The organism is Streptomyces sp. NPDC002845 (assembly GCF_053591955.1).
This window is the reverse complement of sequence record NZ_JBSFUU010000041.1, coordinates 55975-71921: the sequence shown is the minus strand read 5'-3', so window position 1 is coordinate 71921 and position 15947 is coordinate 55975. Positions and strand designations below refer to the sequence as shown.

The 15947-nt window shown below is 68.7% G+C and carries 22 protein-coding genes; 6 read left to right on the top strand and 16 right to left on the bottom strand.

Annotated features, from left to right (window positions below; genetic code table 11):
• Positions 1 to 101 precede the first annotated feature (101 nt).
• Positions 102 to 872 carry an HAD family hydrolase gene (locus tag ACWD3C_RS27605; RefSeq protein ID WP_451148464.1) on the top strand — a complete coding sequence of 257 codons (771 nt, stop codon included), beginning with the start codon at positions 102 to 104 and terminating at the stop codon, positions 870 to 872.
• On the opposite strand, the gene ACWD3C_RS27600 is transcribed toward ACWD3C_RS27605, so the two are convergent.
• Complete coding sequence (locus ACWD3C_RS27600) at positions 829 to 1677, bottom strand: GntR family transcriptional regulator (protein WP_451148462.1); 849 nt, start codon at positions 1675 to 1677, stop codon at positions 829 to 831. The genes ACWD3C_RS27605 and ACWD3C_RS27600 overlap by 44 nt on opposite strands.
• A 219-nt stretch (positions 1678 to 1896) precedes the next feature.
• Between ACWD3C_RS27600 and ACWD3C_RS27595 the strand changes: the two genes are divergently transcribed.
• Positions 1897 to 2079, top strand: a complete 183-nt coding sequence (locus ACWD3C_RS27595; protein ID WP_451148460.1) for a hypothetical protein — start codon at positions 1897 to 1899, stop codon at positions 2077 to 2079.
• A 30-nt stretch (positions 2080 to 2109) separates the two neighbouring features.
• Here the strand turns inward: ACWD3C_RS27595 and ACWD3C_RS27590 are convergent, their stop codons facing one another.
• Both ACWD3C_RS27590 and ACWD3C_RS27585 read right to left on the bottom strand, forming a co-directional pair.
• Positions 2110 to 2904 carry an HAD family hydrolase gene (locus tag ACWD3C_RS27590; protein WP_451148458.1) on the bottom strand — a complete coding sequence of 265 codons (795 nt, stop codon included), beginning with the start codon at positions 2902 to 2904 and terminating at the stop codon, positions 2110 to 2112.
• Positions 2853 to 3713: a winged helix-turn-helix domain-containing protein gene (locus ACWD3C_RS27585; RefSeq protein ID WP_451148456.1), complete on the bottom strand. Its 861-nt coding sequence runs from the start codon at positions 3711 to 3713 to the stop codon at positions 2853 to 2855. Before ACWD3C_RS27585 ends, ACWD3C_RS27590 begins: the two co-directional genes overlap by 52 nt.
• A gap of 197 nt (positions 3714 to 3910) precedes the next feature.
• Here ACWD3C_RS27585 and ACWD3C_RS27580 point away from each other — a divergent pair, with 197 nt between their 5' ends.
• Positions 3911 to 4099, top strand: coding sequence for a hypothetical protein (locus tag ACWD3C_RS27580; protein WP_451148454.1), 189 nt, complete (start codon positions 3911 to 3913; stop codon positions 4097 to 4099).
• Positions 4100 to 4237: 138 nt separating this feature from the next.
• Here the strand turns inward: ACWD3C_RS27580 and ACWD3C_RS27575 are convergent, their stop codons facing one another.
• Positions 4238 to 5146, bottom strand: coding sequence for a winged helix-turn-helix domain-containing protein (locus ACWD3C_RS27575; protein ID WP_451148452.1), 909 nt, complete (start codon positions 5144 to 5146; stop codon positions 4238 to 4240).
• 231 nt (positions 5147 to 5377) lie between these two features.
• Between ACWD3C_RS27575 and ACWD3C_RS27570 the strand changes: the two genes are divergently transcribed.
• Complete coding sequence (locus ACWD3C_RS27570; protein ID WP_451148450.1) at positions 5378 to 5563, top strand: hypothetical protein; 186 nt, start codon at positions 5378 to 5380, stop codon at positions 5561 to 5563.
• A gap of 251 nt (positions 5564 to 5814) precedes the next feature.
• Here ACWD3C_RS27570 and ACWD3C_RS27565 read toward each other — a convergent pair whose 3' ends face one another.
• Both ACWD3C_RS27565 and ACWD3C_RS27560 read right to left on the bottom strand, forming a co-directional pair.
• Complete coding sequence (locus ACWD3C_RS27565) at positions 5815 to 7068, bottom strand: GNAT family N-acetyltransferase (RefSeq protein WP_451148449.1); 1254 nt, start codon at positions 7066 to 7068, stop codon at positions 5815 to 5817.
• 79 nt (positions 7069 to 7147) lie between these two features.
• Positions 7148 to 7798, bottom strand: a complete 651-nt coding sequence (locus ACWD3C_RS27560; protein WP_451148494.1) for an RsiG family protein — start codon at positions 7796 to 7798, stop codon at positions 7148 to 7150.
• Positions 7799 to 8191: 393 nt separating this feature from the next.
• On the opposite strand from ACWD3C_RS27560, the gene dtd reads away from it, so the two are divergent.
• A complete protein-coding gene (dtd, locus tag ACWD3C_RS27555; RefSeq protein WP_451148447.1) occupies positions 8192 to 8617 on the top strand; it encodes a D-aminoacyl-tRNA deacylase in 426 nt (141 codons plus the stop codon).
• Between the two features lie 53 nt (positions 8618 to 8670).
• Here dtd and ygfZ read toward each other — a convergent pair whose 3' ends face one another.
• The 5 genes from ygfZ to ACWD3C_RS27530 all read right to left on the bottom strand — a co-directional run bounded on the left by ygfZ (position 8671) and on the right by ACWD3C_RS27530 (position 12943).
• Positions 8671 to 9636 carry a CAF17-like 4Fe-4S cluster assembly/insertion protein YgfZ gene (gene ygfZ, locus ACWD3C_RS27550; RefSeq protein ID WP_451148445.1) on the bottom strand — a complete coding sequence of 322 codons (966 nt, stop codon included), beginning with the start codon at positions 9634 to 9636 and terminating at the stop codon, positions 8671 to 8673.
• A gap of 510 nt (positions 9637 to 10146) precedes the next feature.
• On the bottom strand, positions 10147 to 11130 hold the full coding sequence (locus tag ACWD3C_RS27545) for a hypothetical protein (protein ID WP_451148443.1): 984 nt from the start codon (positions 11128 to 11130) through the stop codon (positions 10147 to 10149).
• Positions 11055 to 11735 (bottom strand): hypothetical protein, encoded by a 681-nt coding sequence (locus tag ACWD3C_RS27540; RefSeq protein ID WP_451148441.1) that lies wholly within the window; start codon positions 11733 to 11735, stop codon positions 11055 to 11057. The genes ACWD3C_RS27545 and ACWD3C_RS27540 overlap by 76 nt, the downstream gene beginning before the upstream one ends.
• 157 nt (positions 11736 to 11892) lie before the next feature.
• A complete protein-coding gene (locus ACWD3C_RS27535; RefSeq protein ID WP_451148439.1) occupies positions 11893 to 12351 on the bottom strand; it encodes a Fur family transcriptional regulator in 459 nt (152 codons plus the stop codon).
• A 16-nt stretch (positions 12352 to 12367) separates the two neighbouring features.
• Entirely contained in the window at positions 12368 to 12943 is a 576-nt protein-coding gene (locus ACWD3C_RS27530) for an FABP family protein (protein ID WP_451148437.1), read from the bottom strand.
• 289 nt (positions 12944 to 13232) lie between these two features.
• Between ACWD3C_RS27530 and ACWD3C_RS27525 the strand changes: the two genes are divergently transcribed.
• A complete protein-coding gene (locus ACWD3C_RS27525; protein WP_451148435.1) occupies positions 13233 to 13595 on the top strand; it encodes a DsrE family protein in 363 nt (120 codons plus the stop codon).
• 22 nt (positions 13596 to 13617) lie between these two features.
• Here the strand turns inward: ACWD3C_RS27525 and ACWD3C_RS27520 are convergent, their stop codons facing one another.
• From ACWD3C_RS27520 to ACWD3C_RS27500, 5 genes are all read right to left on the bottom strand, one after another.
• Positions 13618 to 14010 (bottom strand): VOC family protein, encoded by a 393-nt coding sequence (locus ACWD3C_RS27520; RefSeq protein WP_451148433.1) that lies wholly within the window; start codon positions 14008 to 14010, stop codon positions 13618 to 13620.
• 9 nt (positions 14011 to 14019) lie between these two features.
• Positions 14020 to 14280, bottom strand: coding sequence for a DUF3099 domain-containing protein (locus tag ACWD3C_RS27515; RefSeq protein ID WP_451148431.1), 261 nt, complete (start codon positions 14278 to 14280; stop codon positions 14020 to 14022).
• Positions 14281 to 14423: 143 nt separating this feature from the next.
• Positions 14424 to 14711, bottom strand: a complete 288-nt coding sequence (locus tag ACWD3C_RS27510; RefSeq protein ID WP_451148429.1) for a DUF1416 domain-containing protein — start codon at positions 14709 to 14711, stop codon at positions 14424 to 14426.
• 32 nt (positions 14712 to 14743) lie between these two features.
• Entirely contained in the window at positions 14744 to 15589 is an 846-nt protein-coding gene (locus ACWD3C_RS27505; protein ID WP_451148427.1) for a sulfurtransferase, read from the bottom strand.
• Positions 15590 to 15724: 135 nt separating this feature from the next.
• Positions 15725 to 15808, bottom strand: a complete 84-nt coding sequence (locus ACWD3C_RS27500; RefSeq protein WP_451148492.1) for a putative leader peptide — start codon at positions 15806 to 15808, stop codon at positions 15725 to 15727.
• Positions 15809 to 15947: the final 139 nt, after the last annotated feature.

The following is a 15947-nucleotide window of genomic DNA, read 5'->3' as shown; positions in this document are numbered from 1 at the left end:
TGGGAGGACTGCCGGTCGTACGGCAGAGCGCTGCGCCCGGGTCCCTCCCCGGTCGCATCGTCCCTCGGGGCGCCCCGGACCGGTGGGCCACACTGGCTGTCATGACTGCGACGGGACACACGAGCGGCGGAGCCGAGGATCCACATCCCTTACCAGGGCTCCTCAGCACGGCACAGGCGGTTCTCTTCGACTTCGACGGCCCCATCTGCGACCTTTTCGGGACGACTTCGACCTCCGGCATCGCCCGCAAGGTCAAGAAGATGGCGCGGCAGCAGTGGAACACTCTCGACCCGGCGGTCGAGCAATGCGACGACTCGCACGACATCCTCCGACTCCTCAGTGACATGGTCGACCGGAGTGAACCCTCCTCCCTCGACCGCACACCTCTGACCACGGCGAACGACATCATCACGGACTTCGAATACGTCGCTGTGAATTCCGCCGAACCCGCCCAGCACATCCACACGTTGCTGGACGCACTGCTCGATCTCGACAAGCGGCTGGGGGTGGTGACGAACAACGCCGAAGGTCCCGTGCGGAGGTTTCTCGAACTGCGGGAACTGGACTCGAAGTTCGAGACCGTCTGTGGTCGCGATCCGCATGAACCACGTCTCATGAAGCCCGATCCGGGCCTGGTGCTCCGCGCCCTGAAGAACCTGGGCGGCATGGAACCCGCCGGCGCCCTCATGGTCGGGGACCAGCTCACCGACCTCAGCGCGGCCAGATCGGCGGGGGTCAGGTTCCTCGGCTGCACGAGCGACGACGGCCGGGCCGAGGAGATGCGGCGGGAGGGCGCCGACCACGTGGTCGGCTCACATGCTCCGGTGGTCAGGGCGTGTGGGCTTCTGTCGGTCGGTTGCTCTCCTCCGTGAGCCGTTCCCAGATGGAGTCGAACCAGGTCTGCATGCTCTCCACGAAGGCGGATCCTGGAGATTTCGGATCTGCGTCGCTGACGTGGTGCGTCAGCTTCGCCCCAAAACCAAGGACATCGTTCGCCTCGACCACCGTGCGGTCAGCCAACTCGATGGTGCGCTCGATCACCTCGTAAGGGCCGAAGAGCGCCTCGGTGCCATTGAGGAGGTAGAGCTTGAAGAGCGGTGTCAGCGGTGCGTGCCGGATTTCGATGTCGACGGCGGCGACCAGGCCCTCAACCTGCAGATCCCGCAGGACAGTTCGCAACAAGGACGTGTTCTGTCCAGTGATCTTACGCAGGCGACGCTGCAGGCTCGGGTCGGCCGTGTCGCTCTTGGTCCTCGGATACGGCAGTTCAGTCCGCTCGGACGGAAGCACCATGCGCAGGGCGATGCGTTTGGGCTTCGCGATCTCCCCGTTGCGAATGCGTTCCGCCTGCAGCCGGACGTGCGTGTGCAAGGTCTCGGACGTCAGCGTGTAGACGTCCAGGTCCACTTCTGGCCGCTCGAAGGCGTCGTCGAAGAACGATCGCATCGTCACCGCACGCCCTTGTCCGGAGACCGGCTCCGAGCGGGAACTCGCGAGCACCCAGGACCCGCTCCCCACCCGGGACTCGATCAAGCCTTCGTCTGCCAGCCCCTTCAAGGCCCGCTGCACTGTGTCGCGGGAGACTCCGAACTCCTTGACCAGGTCCCGCTGAGGCGGCAGGGAGGCACCCGCCGGGTAGGTGCCGTCGGCTATGCGAGCCCGCAGCGTCTGCAGCACACGCCCGGACTTCCTACCGCCACCACCGCTGGGTCGTTCCCGGTCCACACCCTCGACCGTACCGCTCCCGACCGACAAGCAAACCAGTTCCGGTCAAGCAAGCAGCCCAACTGGACTGCTAGTTAAGGGATCAGACCGACCGGGAAGAACCAATCCAAGTCAACCAGACCAATTGGCAGGCTAGTTGACGAGGCGGACGGAATCGGACGGGGTGGGCACATGGTCTTCTGGGAGTTGGTGGGGGCGGCGGTCAGGTTCGGAACGGCTGAGCTGATGGAAGCCGAGTTCGGGCCGTTGGGGCTGCTGCTCCTGGTCCTTGCGACGGCGGCTGTACGGACACGGCACGCACCCTTGGCGTGGTGGGCGGCCTTCGTTTTCTTCCTGCTGCTGGTTCAGGCCTGAACCGGGGTCTCGGCACGGCGCCACGGCGGCTCAGCCACGGCCCCGCAGGTGCTCCAGCACAGGCTTCAACGAACCCACAATGTGCCCGGGCGGGACCTCCCCGTCGATCAGGTTCTCGCGCTTGAGCTCATTACGCGCGTACCCCAGGAAGGAGACCCCCGCATCCCTCGCCGCCTCGAAGTCCGAGGGCGCGTCGCCGATCATCAGTGCGGCGCTGGGGTCGGCGCCCATGGCCTTCAGGGCCTCGTTCAGCCAGTGGGGGTCCGGTTTCATCCAGTGGAGTTCCGGTGTGCGGCCGTAGACGAACGGGCCGAAGCAGTCGGCGAGGCCACGGGTGTGGACGTAACTGGCGGCCGCACGGGGTGAGTTGTTGGTCGTGATCGCGAGCCGCGCGCCCACGGCGGACCAGGTCCGGATCAGTGGGTCCGCGTATGGGGTGGGCCAGGCGGTGGGCACGGCCTTCAGTTCCTGCTCGGTGAGCCAGCGCTCCAGTTCGGCGACCAGGTCGCTGCCGGGGCGCCGCCTGTTGACCGCGTGCAGGGGTATGTGCGGGTCCGTGGCGAGCTGCTCCTCCTCGGTCAGCAGACCCTTCAGCCCGTGACCGTCCAGCCACTCCACCAGTTCCACCGCTATCCGGTCCGCGCGGTGGCCCGCGAACAGGCGACAGATGGGCCCATCGAAGTCGAAGAGGACATAACGAGCCCGGGTGATCAGTTCTCGCAGGATCTCTGTCTCAGCTGTCACCAGGTCAGTCTGCGCCGCATCAGGAGTCACTAGGGAAGTGTCAGGTCTGTGGTGATGGTTTCCCAGAGGGCGTTGAACCACTGCTGGGACTGGTCCACGAAGGCGGCGTCGCGTTGGCCGGCCTGGCCGGTCTGCTTGGCGAAGGAGAAGAGGAGGGAGTTGAGACCCCTCGTGTCGTACATCTCCACGGTCTCGCTCTCCACCTCCGTCTCCCGCGGCTCGACGATGTAGTACGCAAGGAGCGCCTCCGCGCCGTTGAGCAGGTAGAGCTTCACCGGCGGCGTGAACGGAAGTGCCCTGAACGTCACGCGTACGTCGATGCCGTGCGAGGAGCGCAGGGCCTGGAGGTTGTGGCGGAGGACGTGGGCCTGGGCGTTGCGCTGGGCCAGCCAGCGGTCGTGGACTCGGTCGTCCTCGTCGTCCGCGTCCACCGGCACCGGGAACGCCAGGTTGATCTTCCGCGAGGGCAGGAGTATGCGGACGTCGATCGACTCCGGGCGGACGGTGCCCTCGTGGATACGGCGGACGGACTCGCCCAGGGCCAGCATCAGGGTCTCGGCGGTCAGGCAGGCCGCGTCGATGCGGACGTGCGGGGCGGAGAAGGCGTCCGCCAGGCGCGGTGCCAGCGCCACCATGGTCGGCTGGGGTCCGCCGGCGGCCCGGGTCACCTCGGCGATCCGCGGCGGGCTTCCCTTGCTCACATTGCTGAGCAGCCCGTCCTCCTGCAGCGCCCGCAGGGCCTGGCGGACCGTGCCGCGCTCCACGCCGAACTCCTCGGCGAGCTCGGCCTGGGTCGGCAGGCGTTCTCCGGCCCTGAGCTCACCGGCGCGGATGCGGCTGCGCAAGGCGTCGGCGATCTCCTGGTGCGAGAGCTTTCTGCTGCCGTTCACTGCAACGTTCTCCTGGGTCACGACCAAAAAGTACAACTCCCATCCATCTTTGGGGAGTTGTTTGGGAGTTGTTTGTAAGGGTTGACCAAGTGGGTACAACTTAAACCAAGTTGGCAGCCAACTTACCAGAGTTGGCGAAGGTTTCGATTCCGCTCGCTGAACACTCGAACACCCGAACCCCCGAAGGAGGTACCACCATGCCCGCCCTCGCCCTCCTCTCCGCCGTCTTCGTCGTCGGCTTCGAGCAGCTCGTCCAATGGCACTACGGCCCCGCCGGCATCGTCGGACTGCTGCTCCTCACCATCGGGATCAAGGCGAAGAGCCCCACCTGCAGCTCCATCGGGGCGGTCGTCCTGGCCCTGATGGTCGCCGGTCCGACCATGTGAGCCACCTGAGCCATATGACCCATACATATGACTCACCACGGAGAGTACAAGCCCCCCGCACCGCTTTTCCGCACCACACTCAGCACCACCTTCAGCGCCACCCTCAGCACCGCCCTCCGCACCACACCCGGGAGACGATCAGCTCGTGAGCAGCAGCTCCGAACTGATCGTCTCCCACAGTGCGTTGAACCACAGGTGCGACTGCTCGACGAAGGTCGTGTCCCGTAAGCTCACGCCCTGCTCGAAGGCGAACAGCATCGAGTGGGCGCCCTCGGCGTCGTACAGCTCCAGGTGCTCGCTGTCGACCTCCTCCTCCCGCCGCTTCACCGTGTAGTACGCGAAGAGCGCCTCCGCGCCGTTGAGCAGGTACAACTTCACTGGCGGCGTGAAGGGAAGGGCACGGAAGGAGACATGTACGTCGATGCCGTGCGAGGAGCGCAGCGCCAGCAGGTTGTGCTTGAGCACCTGCCCCTGCGCGTTGCGCTGGGCGAGCCAGCGGCGTTGCAGCCGGCCGTCGGTCGAGTGGTCGACCGGGGCCGGGAAGGCGAGGTCGATGTCGCGGCTGGGCAGCAGGACCCGTACGTCGACCTTGGCCGGTTTTATGCGCCCCGCGTGAATCGCGCGCAACGGCTCACCCACGGCGAGTGTGAGCGACACCGACGTCAGGCACAGGGCGTCGATCTCGACGTGCGAGGCGGCGAAGGCGTCCGATATCCGCGGTGCGAGCGCCACCGTCGTGGGCTGCGGCGGCGCTTCGGCCCCGGTCAGCACCCTCTCCAGCGGCTGGGCGACGGTCGCCGGACTGCCCCGGGACACATTCACCAGCAGATGCTCCGACTGCAGGATGCGCAGCGCCTGTCGCACGGCTCCCCGCTCCACCCCGAACTCGTCGGCCAGCGTGGCCTGCGTGGGCATGCGCTGCCCCGGCCGCAGCTGACCCGACGTGATCCGGGCGCGCAACTCGTCGGCCACCTCGTGGTGTGACCTCGGTGGCCGTGGTGACCTCTTCCGCCCGTTGACGGCGACGCGTTCCGGGTCCACAACCAAACAGTACAACTTCGCGCCATCTTTGGGCAGTTCAGCGGAAGGTGGTTATGAGACGACTCCAAGCGGAGATAAGTAAGGTGGAGTTGGTCGCCAACTTGAGCAACATGGTGAAACTTACAGGGGGGTTGGTCACCAAGGGTCATCAAGGGTCGCTGAGGGTGACTCCGTCGACCGAGTGAGCGCCACCGCCTCGTCCCGAACCCAGGGACCGTTCCCGAAGGAGGGATCGTCTTGCCGCTCATCGCCATCCTCGCCGCAGCCCTCTTCGTCGGACTCGAACAGCTCATCGAGTGGAAGTACGGCCCGATGGGCCTCATCGGCATCGTTGCCCTCACGGTCGGCATCAAGGCACGGAACGCCCTGATCAGCGGCATCGGGGCCGTGGTCATCGTGATGCTGCTCGCCCAGTCCGGCTGACCGGGCTCCCTTCCGGAGGGGAGCCGGGAGCTCGGTCAGTCACGCAAAGCCGCACAGCCACAACTGAACAGAGGCAGAACGGCACAGCCACAACTTCATGAGCACAGCCACAATCACAACTTCATAGCTTCACCAGTCATGAACAGGGGTCCTGCTACGGATATGGACACGGATCACTGATCACTGACCGGCCGACACCCACACGGAAGGAGCACCGCCGGAGGAAGAGCAAGAACTCAGAATCATCAGAATCAAAAGATGTCCGGGCACCACGGTCGCCTGGACGTACGCAGCAGGGCGTCGGCCACGGGGGCGGCGCCCTTCCGCTGTTCCTCCACCCGGCCGAGCGCGGCGAGCCGCACGGCGGACTCGTCACCGAGCCAGAGGGTGGCCAAGTCGGCGACAGTCAGGGTCAGTTCGGGTTCCGCGGTGGTCGTCGGCGTGCAGGACGCCCCGTCCGGCCCGGCCTCCAGCCGGTACCGTCCGCCGGCGAATCCGTCCGGGTCGACGACGTCGAGTACGAGCGTCCCGGTCGTCCCGTACGTCCGTGCCTCCAGCGCCCGTACGACATCCAGGATGCGCACCCACAGCCAGTCGGCCTGCGCGGTGATGCGCGCGGCGCGCGGGTCGGGGAGGAAGTGCGGAAGCAGGTCGTCGGGTGCCCGCCAGCCCGTCTTGACCTTCGTGATCCAGTCGATCGAGCAGAGGTAGTGCCACAGGGCGCGCTCGGCGGCCGGAGTCGCCGCGATCAGCCAGTTCACGTCGGCCGTGTTGTGCGGCTGCTTGTCGTGCCAGTTGTCGTCCGACTCGTACGAGACGAGGCCCTCGACCGTGCCGTCCGCGGACCGGTACACCGCGTAGAAGGGGTCCGTCCACGACGGGTCCAGCTTCAGGACACCGGTGTTGGCCTGCCACCAGCGCTCGGCACGGTCGACCGCGCCGGGCTGGCTGCGGCGGAGGCGTTCGTGCAGTTCGGGGCCGGTCCCGCGTACGTCCTCGCCGTCCACGAGGTCGATACGGCCGCCGTCGTCCGGGCCCGACCAGCGGGGGTCGAGGCCGGTCCTGGTCACGTCGACGGTCCACTCGGTGGCCCAGGTGGCGGGGCCGAAGCCGTAGCGGCCGTAGATCGGGTACTCGGCCGCGATGAGCGTGGCGACGACGTCCCCGCGCTCCTTCGCGGCCACCAGGTCGTGGGCCAGCATGCGGGTGAGGAGGCCTCGGCGGCGGTGGGTGGGGCTGACGGTGACGTTCGAGACGGCGTCGGCGGGGACGGGGTGGCCGCCGACCGCCGTCACCTCCTGGGCGAACGACCTGAACGTCGCCACGCAACGGTCGCCGTCGAACGCGCCCAGGGTGCGGTCCGGGACGATGTTCGCGGCTCGGTCCGTGATCTCCCGCTCCGACGCGACCGGGCTCCGCAGAAACCCTGTGTTCAACGCGCGGATCCAGGCGGGGATCTCTTCCTTGACTATGGGGCGTACGGCGATGTCCTGCGTGCGGGTCATGGGGGCACGGTAGGGGTACGGCGGTGGGGTGTCGCGCGGTTTTTTCTCGCCCCCGCCGCCCCTACCCGCAGGGCAACGGCTACGTGAGCAGGTCGTCCACCTGCGCCTCCCCCTCCCGGTACCGCCGTGCGATCTCCGCGCTGCAGTCGTCGGCCGTCCGCTGAAGCCGTTGCCGTCGCCGGGATGCCTCCTGCTCGTACCGGATCAGGCGCCCGATCCCCTCCCCCAGCTCCTCGTCCGTGCGCGCCGAGAGGTCGGACAGCTCGACCTCGGCGAGCATCTCGGCGGCCAGCCTGCGGTACTCCTCGCCGTGCGGGGTACCGACCGTGACGTGCCTGGCGGAGGACCGCTGACGGGCGGGCGCGTCGGTGAGGATCTCGGAAAGCCGGTCGACGAGCCCCGACCCCGAACCCAGCCCCGAGCCGAGCCCAGTACCAGCCCCCGACCGCGCCCCCGTCCCGAGCCCCCGCCCGATCCCGGACCCAGCCGCCCCCGGCCGGGAGGGCGAGGGCCCCGCCGGACCGCCCCGCCTCGCCAGCTCGGCCCGCAGGATGTCGATCCGCCCCTGCAGCAGCCGCCGCACATAGCTGAGGTCGGCCTCGTCCCGCTGCGCGTCCCGGCGCAACGCGCGCAACTCGGGCAGCCGCAGCCGGGAGAAATCGTGCTCGGGCGGACCCGGAGGCAGCAAAGGCCGGCTGTCCGTACGTTGGATCGGCGGCCGATGGACGATCCCATCGATCCCATCGATCGCATCGATCCCACCGCCCCCGTCCCCGTGTCCCTGCCCATGCAGAAACCCGTACCCGACTCCTCCTGCCCCTCCCGGCCCTCCCGGTCTTCCCGTTCCTCCCGACCGCGGGCTCCCACGGGTCAACGACACAGCCCCAGGCTGCTGCCCGATACTCGGTGTGCTCATGCGCCTCAACCGTCCCCTCGACCGGTGTGTGGGAAGCATCGTGCCACTCCGACTGGCCGCTATGTGACCGAGTGCCCCCGATCCACCCCAGATGGGCGCTTAGGGATCAATAAGATCAATGAGATAGACCGGGCAAAGCTTCTCCCAAACCCCTGTGACCTCAAACCCCCGTAAGGAGGACCCCTCTCGCACGGCATGATGGACGACATGCGTGCGGTGGTGCAGAGGGTGGACGGCGCGAGCGTCGTCGTGGACGGGGAGGTCGTCGGTGCGATCGAGGGTGAGGGACTGTGTGTCCTCGTCGGGGTCACGCACGACGACACCAAGGAGAAGGCGGCCCAGCTCGCCCGCAAACTCTGGTCGATCCGCATGCTCGGCGACGAGAAGTCGTGCAGCGACATCGACGCACCGCTGCTCGTCATCAGCCAGTTCACGCTGTACGGCGACGCCCGCAAGGGCCGCCGCCCCACCTGGAACGCGGCCGCCCCGGGCGATGTCGCCGAACCCCTCGTCGACGAGGTCGTCGCCCAGCTCCGCTCGCTCGGCGCGACGGTGGCCACGGGCCGCTTCGGCGCCCGGATGCGGGTCTCCCTGACGAACGACGGCCCGTTCACGGTACTTCTGGAGATGTGAGACCCAAGGGCTCAGCCCTTCAGTTCCCGCAGCCCCCCCAGCCCCTCAGCCCGTCAGGGCTCGACCACAACCTCCTGCGCCGCCGCCGTCGAATCCGCCATGAGCGGGGCATCGAGCGGCACGTTCCGCTTCACCAGCGCCAGCGCCACCGGCCCCAGCTCGTGGTGGCGTACGGACGTCGTCACGAACCCGATCTTGCGGCCGTCCGGGCCGTCCTCCGCGAGCCGGATCTCCGCGCCGGCCGGCGGCAGATGGACCTCGCTGCCGTCGAGGTGGAGGAAGACGAGCCGGCGCGGGGGCTTGCCGAGGTTCTGGACCCGGGCGACCGTCTCCTGGCCGCGGTAGCAGCCCTTCTGGAGGTGGACCGCGCTGCCGATCCAGCCCAGCTCGTGCGGAATGGTGCGGTGGTCGGTCTCGAAGCCGAGGCGCGGGCGGTGGTGTTCCACGCGCAGTGCCTCGTAGGCCAGCAGACCGGCCGCCGGGCCCGCCTTCTCCGCGTACGACTCCAGGTCCGTACGGGGGAGGAACAGATCACGCCCGTACGGCGTCTCGCGTACGACGACGCCCTCCGGCACCTCGGCGATCGAACCGGCCGGCAGGTGGACGACGGCGAACTCGCCCGTCCGGTCGGCGACTTCGACGCGGTAGAAGAACTTCATCGACTCCAGGTACGCGATCAACGCGTCCTGCGTGCCGGGTTCGATGTGCGCCCACACCGTCGAGCCGTCGTCCACCAGATACAGCGCGTGCTCGATGTGGCCGTGCGCGGAGAGGATGAGCGCCTCGGTGGCCTGGCCGGCCGGGAGCTCACTGACGTGCTGGCTGAGGAGCAGGTGCAGCCAGCTGAGCCGGTCCTCGCCGGTGACGGTGACGACGCCCCGGTGGGAGAGGTCGACGAATCCGCTGCCGTCGGCGAGGGCACGCTGCTCGCGGAACAGGTCGCCGTAGTGGGCGGCGACGCCTTCGTCCACGCCCTCGGCGGGGACGGCGCCGGGCAGAGTCAGCAGGGTGCTCTTCATATGCCTAGCGTCTCAGATGAGCTTAGGTTTTCCTGGGTGGAGCTGGGTTTTCGGCCCGGGCCCGGTGGAAAAGAGATCTCGGCTGTACCCCCGGCTGTGTCCGTCGCGTGACGGGGGTGGCGTGGGTGTGCAGGTGGAAGCCTGCGCCGAGTCTGGCCCCGCGTGGCTGGTGCCGGGTGGGGGTGCTCATCGTGTGCGGTGCCTGCCCCCTGCGCCGCCGCTGGGTGCGGCGGGTGGGTGGCTGGGGCATCCGCCCCGCCGGACGCTTTCCACCCGAACCCGCAGCGGTACGTGCTGCGGGTGCTCCGGGTGGGGCGGGGACCCTGCGTCGCTGGCTGGGCACAGGGCGGTTTCTCGTCGGGCCCGCCTTCGTCCGGTCCTGGGCAGCAGACTGCTGCTGCGGCACGGTCGGGATGACGGGTCCGGAGTGGGGGGTGTGCTGGACCGGCCGGTCCAGCTCCGGGACCGTGCGGCGGATCACATAGGTGCCACTCGCGCGGTCCAGGACGGTCAGATGCTGGTGGTGCAGACCGCGGGCGCCAATCCGCTGCCAGGCCGCGACATCACGGTCCGTGCTGTAGCCGCAGGCCTCGTTGGGGCAACTCGCCCACTTCCAGCCCGGTGTGGTGCGGTCGGGGCGGTGCGGTGGCGGAAGACGCTCAGACATTTGGGGCAGTGCTTCGAGGTGCCGCGGGCCGGGACGATGACCACCGCGATCCCGTAGCGGGCGGCCTGGTGGCGGGTGTGGGCGACGATCTGCCCCCGCACCGACTGCGAGAGGCGGGTGTTCAGGGTGCGGCCCTTGCCCCGGGCCTCCATGTCCCGCAGGTCCTCCAGATAGATCACCGACGCCTTCGCGGCGCGGGCGTGGCCGACCATGAAATGGGCGGCGGCTTTGGCGAGCTGCTCGTTCAGCCGCCCGCGTTTGCGGCTCACCCGGGCATGCTCAGCCCGCAGCACCGCCAGCTTCGCAGCCGTGAGCGGATCGGGGCGCCGACCTTGCCCGGCCTGGCCAGCGATCAGGGTCTGCAGGTGGGCGGCCTTGGCCCAGAGCTGTTCGGCCTGGACGCGCAGCCGTTCGGCCTTGGCCAGGACCCCGTCGGGGCGGAAGAAGAAGACTGGGCGGGTGTCGGTGTGCACGGTCGGCTGCACCCCGCCGGTCAGGGTCAGCGTCCCACCGGTGAGCAGGGTGTTCAGCCCGTAGTCGAAGGCGACCGCCCGCAGATCCCCGTCTCGCCGGGTCCTGGGGGCGGCCGAGGTGTGCGCGAGGTCCAGGCGCAGCCTCCCGCCGCGCAGGCGCAGGGTCGGGGCGTGCAGTGCCGCAGTGTGGTCGATGGTGGGCGGCAGCCGGAACCTGATCACCACGGGGTGCCAGTCGGCGCGGGTGCGTGGGTCGGACCGCACCGGCAGGCGCACGGTCAGCACCGCGTAGCGGGCCGGGTCGTCCTCGCAGCGGGCCAGCGTGGCCAGCTGCTTGTCAGCGGCGGCCAGCACCACCTGATGGCCGCCGCCCGGCGCCGCCTCCAGCTCGCACAGGTCGGCGGGCAGCCGGCCATGGGCCGCCCGGAAGGCGGCTGCCTGCCGGGTCCGGGCGCGCAGCACCGAGGCTGCCCGTCCGGCAGCGCCGCCCGCAGCGCCTCCCACTCTGCCTCGGTACGCCGCATCGGATCGGCGTCGGGGCCGGTGGGCCAGGTCGCCAGCACCGCGTCGGTGATCTGCGCGCGCCACCAGGCCGAGCGCAGCGCCCGCCCGGCCTGCTCCTCGGCAACCCGCCGCACCTGGTCGGGAACATATACACCCTCCGGGGCGGTGGCCGCCCAGCCCAGCATGCGCAGCGCCGTCCATGCGTTCGACGCCAGGCGCTGCCCCGACAGGTCCTGTCCGGAGGCGAGTCGGGCCAGGTCCGGGCGGTTCCAGCGGACGCCGGTCACTGACGTGCACATGCTCTCGACCAGGGTCGTCAGCCAGCCCACCCGCCCGGTCAGCACATCGACGCCCAGAACCTCGCCGGTGACAGCATCCAGGCCGCGGAACGCGGACGCCGACGCACACGCCACCCGCTCCGTCTCGCCCTCACCCAGCTGGATCTTCCGCTGCACCCCCACACCCCCGCCCGGCTGCCCAAGACTGCTGTCCGATCATCGCACTCACATACACAACGCGTTCCGACCAGAAAGGTCACACAGCCGGAAGAGCCCTGAAGAGACCGGAAGGATCAGAGCAACACCAAGGAAACCCAAGCCAATCGGTCCGCTGTTAGTGACCCTGCGACTTGGTACTTGAATCCTTGAGGTTGAGTTTGAGCATGCAGTCCCGACACCGGCCGAAGATCGCGAAATGCTTCATGTCCGTGTCGAACCCGAACGTCTCCCGGAGCTTGGCCGTGAAGTCGGCCGCCACCTCCACGTCCGCCTCGATCACATGGGTGCAGTCCCGGCAGACGAGGTGGATGTGGTGGTGCCGGTCGGCCAGGTGGTACGTCGGCGCCCCGTGCCCCAGATGCGCATGGCTGACCAGCCCGAGCTCCTCCAGGAGCTCCAGGGTCCGGTAGACGGTGGAAATGTTGACCCCCGACGCCGTCTTCCTCACTTCCACGAGGATGTCGTCGGGGGTCGCGTGTTCGAGGGTGTCCACGGCTTCGAGCACGAGTTGCCGCTGCGGCGTCAGCCGGTAGCCGCGCTGCCTGAGGTCGCTCTTCCAGTCGGTGCTCACCACACCACAGAGTCTAGAACTACTTGAAGAAAGCGATCCCGTCGTCCGGCATGTCGTCCGGCAGGGCCTTCGCCCAGCGTTCGACCTCCTCCGGGGTGACGACCTTCTTCAGATGGGCGGACATGTAGGGGCGCAGCTCGACCTCCGGGGTCTGCTTCTCGCCGACCCACATGAGGTCGCTGTTGACGTAGCCGTAGAGGCGCTTGCCGCCGCTGTACGGGCCCGAGGCGGCCGTGCGCGCGACCGCGTCCGTGACGATGTCGATCTGCGGCTTCTTGGCGGCCAACTCGCCGTACCAGACCTCGACGACGCCGTCGTGGCGGGTCATGGTGGCCTCGACCTTGCGGTCGCCGTCGATCCGCCAGAAACCGGACTCGGACTCCAGCGGCCGGACCTTGTTGCCGTCCTGGTCCAGCACCCAGGTGTGGGAGTGGTACTCCAGGAAGTCCCGGCCGTCGTGGGTGAAGGACACCTCCTGGCCGAAGTTGCACTTCTCCGAGCCCGGGAAGTCGTGCACGCCCGCGCCCGCCCAGGTGCCGAGCAGGAAGGCGAGGGGGACCAGGTCCTTGTGGAGGTCGGACGGGATCTCGATCATGATCAGCTCAGAAGTCGTCTCGTACGGGGATGGTGTGGGTCAGCGCTGGCCCTGGTACAGCTTCTTCACGGCCAGCCCGGTGAAGGCCAGAACACCCACGGCGACCAGGACCAGCAGGGTTTCGAAGAAGATGATCACGGCGTGCTCCTCGGTTGAGCGGGGTGTGCGGTGCGTACAGAGCCGGGCCCCAGCTTACGCGGCCGGGGTCCGGCCGGTTTCGTGAGGTTCTCGGCACGGGAGTCGCAGCGGAGTTGATCATGACTCGGCCAACCGGGACTACCATTCGAGCATGGCGAAGAAGCTCGTGATCAAGGTGACGGCCGGGGCGGACGCCCCCGAACGCTGCTCGCAGGCGTTCACGGTGGCGGCGGTGGCCGTGGCCAGCGGTGTCGAGGTCTCCCTCTGGCTGACCGGCGAATCCGGCTGGTTCGCCCTGCCGGGCCGCGCCGCCGAGTTCGAGCTCCCGCACGCGGCGCCGCTCCCCGACCTGCTCGACTCGGTCCTGGCCGGGGGCCGCCTCACCCTGTGCACCCAGTGCGCCGCGCGCCGCGACATCACGGAGAAGGACGTCATCGAGGGCGTACGCATCGCGGGCGCCCAGGTCTTCGTCCAGGAGGCTCTCGCGGACGAGACGCAGGCGCTCGTCTACTGAGACGTCCGGTCCACTCCCCGGTTCATTCTCCGGTCTCCACCCACAGGCAGAACGGGTGCCCCGCCGGGTCGAAGAGCACGCGTACGTCGTCCTGGGGCTGGCACTCGGCGAGTACGGCACCCTCGGCGACCGCCCGGGCCGTCTCGCCCTCCAGGTCGTCGACCTCGATGTCGAGGTGCAGCATCATCTGCTGGTCGCCGGGGTCTCGGGTCGGCCAGACGGGCGGGACGTACGCGCGCTCGGTCTCGAAGGCCGGCGAGACGCCGCCGTCGCCGTCCGGTGGCCCGATGAGCACCCAGTCGGGTTCGTCGCCGCGCACCTCGTACCCGAGGAGCCGCTGGTAGAACCCGGCCAGCTCGTGGGCGTCGGGCGCGTCGAGGACGACGGTGGAGACCTTCGTACGACGACGTGGCATGCACACGTTCTACTGGTGCCGCTTCTTCCCGTCCAGCTCGTCCCACCACTCGTCGGACTGCGGGTCACCGGACGGGTCGTCCCACCAGCGGTCCTCGGGGCCGCGGCGGTTGGCGATCACCGCGGCGATCGGGGGGATCATCATGGCCACCACGCACATGCCCACCGCCACCGGGACCGACCACAGACGCACGACTCCCCAGGCCAGGACGAAGAGCGTGAGGCACGTCCCCATCATGACGAAGTACGTGTGCCGACGCCGGGCGTACATATCTCCAGGGTAGGACCGGGCATGCCGAAGGAATGCCAAGCAACGCCAAGGAATACCAAAGGGCCGCGCCCCGGTGTCCCACCCGCGGGGCGCGGCCCTTCGCCGTGCTGCCGTACTGCGCTGTGCCGTACCGTGTCGCGCCGTCAGACGGCGATGGCGACCTCGGCCAGGCCGCCCTTCTGGGCGACGACCGTGCGGTCCGCGGTGCCGCCGGGCACCAGGGCGCGTACGGTCCACGTGCCCTCGGCCGCGTAGAAGCGGAACTGTCCGGTCGCCGAGGTCGGGACCTCGGCGGTGAACTCGCCGGTCGAGTCCAGGAGACGTACGTAGCCGGTCACCGGCTCGCCGTCCTTGGTCACCTGACCCTGGATGGTGGTCTCACCGGGTTTGATCGTCGAGGCGTCGGGGCCGCCGGCCTTCGCTCCACACATGTGCTGCTCCTAGGTAGTTGAAAGGTCGGGGATTACTTGTTGGCGCCGAGCTCGATCGGCACGCCGACGAGGGAGCCGTACTCGGTCCAGGAGCCGTCGTAGTTCTTGACGTTCTCCACGCCGAGCAGCTCGTGCAGGACGAACCAGGTCAGGGCGGAGCGCTCACCGATGCGGCAGTACGCGATGGTGTCCTTGGCGAGGTCCACGCTCTCCTCGGCGTAGAGCTCCTTGAGCTGCTCGTCCGACTTGAACGTGCCGTCGTCGTTGGCGTTCTTCGACCACGGGATGTTGCGGGCGCTCGGAACGTGGCCCGGGCGCTGCGACTGCTCCTGCGGCAGGTGGGCGGGGGCGAGCAGCTTGCCGGAGAACTCGTCGGGCGAACGGACGTCGACCAGGTTCTGCGCGCCGATGGCCGCCACGACGTCGTCGCGGAAGGCACGGATCGAGGTGTCCTGCGGCTTGGCCTTGTACTCGGTCTTCGGGCGGTTCGGCACCTGCGAGCCGTCGACCAGGTCGCGGGAGTCCAGCTCCCACTTCTTGCGGCCGCCGTCGAGGAGCTTGACGTTCTCGTGGCCGTACAGCTTGAAGTACCAGTAGGCGTACGACGCGAACCAGTTGTTGTTGCCGCCGTAGAGGACGACCGTGGTGTCGTTGGCGATGCCCTTCTCCGACAGGAGCTTCTCGAAGCCCTCCTGGTCGATGAAGTCACGGCGGACCGGGTCCTGCAGGTCCTTCGTCCAGTCGATCCGGATGGCGTTCTTGATGTGGTTCTTGTCGTAGGCCGAGGTGTCCTCGTCGACCTCGACGACGGCCACGTTCGGGTTGTCGAGGTTCGCCTCGACCCACTCGGCGTCGACCAGGACGTCGCTGCGGCTCATACTTCTTCTCCTCCGGGGCAGTTGCGGCGGGGTGTACGTAAGAGGGGGTGCGCGGTCAGGCCTGCGGTGGCGACGCGGCGCACGGGGCGCCCTGAGTCGGTCGAGGGCGCGGGGAATCGGGAGTCGGCGTCCCGGTCAGGCAGCGCGACAGAGCATGGCGGCGACGCGGCACAGGTCGACTGCCCGCCGCTTCGTGAGATCCGCCTGTCGCTGCTTCATAGGCTCGATCGTAGGGACGGACGGGCGGGCATGTCACCGGCGTGTCGCATGCTGAGACACGATCGTCCGGGATGTGAGCCGAGTGAGGCCGTCGATGCCACCGGGGCCGGATTCCCGGCGGCTGTAGCGGTCGTCACAT

Coding starts and splice junctions, on each gene's coding strand:
- ACWD3C_RS27605 (WP_451148464.1), top strand. CDS start 102: ATGACTGCGACGGGACACACGAGCGGCGGAGCCGAGGATCCACATCCC.
- ACWD3C_RS27595 (WP_451148460.1), top strand. CDS start 1,897: ATGGTCTTCTGGGAGTTGGTGGGGGCGGCGGTCAGGTTCGGAACGGCT.
- ACWD3C_RS27580 (WP_451148454.1), top strand. CDS start 3,911: ATGCCCGCCCTCGCCCTCCTCTCCGCCGTCTTCGTCGTCGGCTTCGAG.
- ACWD3C_RS27565 (WP_451148449.1), bottom strand. CDS start 7,068: ATGACCCGCACGCAGGACATCGCCGTACGCCCCATAGTCAAGGAAGAG.
- dtd (WP_451148447.1), top strand. CDS start 8,192: ATGCGTGCGGTGGTGCAGAGGGTGGACGGCGCGAGCGTCGTCGTGGAC.
- ygfZ (WP_451148445.1), bottom strand. CDS start 9,636: ATGAAGAGCACCCTGCTGACTCTGCCCGGCGCCGTCCCCGCCGAGGGC.
- ACWD3C_RS27530 (WP_451148437.1), bottom strand. CDS start 12,943: ATGATCGAGATCCCGTCCGACCTCCACAAGGACCTGGTCCCCCTCGCC.
- ACWD3C_RS27525 (WP_451148435.1), top strand. CDS start 13,233: ATGGCGAAGAAGCTCGTGATCAAGGTGACGGCCGGGGCGGACGCCCCC.
- ACWD3C_RS27520 (WP_451148433.1), bottom strand. CDS start 14,010: ATGCCACGTCGTCGTACGAAGGTCTCCACCGTCGTCCTCGACGCGCCC.
- ACWD3C_RS27515 (WP_451148431.1), bottom strand. CDS start 14,280: ATGTACGCCCGGCGTCGGCACACGTACTTCGTCATGATGGGGACGTGC.
- ACWD3C_RS27510 (WP_451148429.1), bottom strand. CDS start 14,711: ATGTGTGGAGCGAAGGCCGGCGGCCCCGACGCCTCGACGATCAAACCC.
- ACWD3C_RS27505 (WP_451148427.1), bottom strand. CDS start 15,589: ATGAGCCGCAGCGACGTCCTGGTCGACGCCGAGTGGGTCGAGGCGAAC.
- ACWD3C_RS27500 (WP_451148492.1), bottom strand. CDS start 15,808: ATGAAGCAGCGACAGGCGGATCTCACGAAGCGGCGGGCAGTCGACCTG.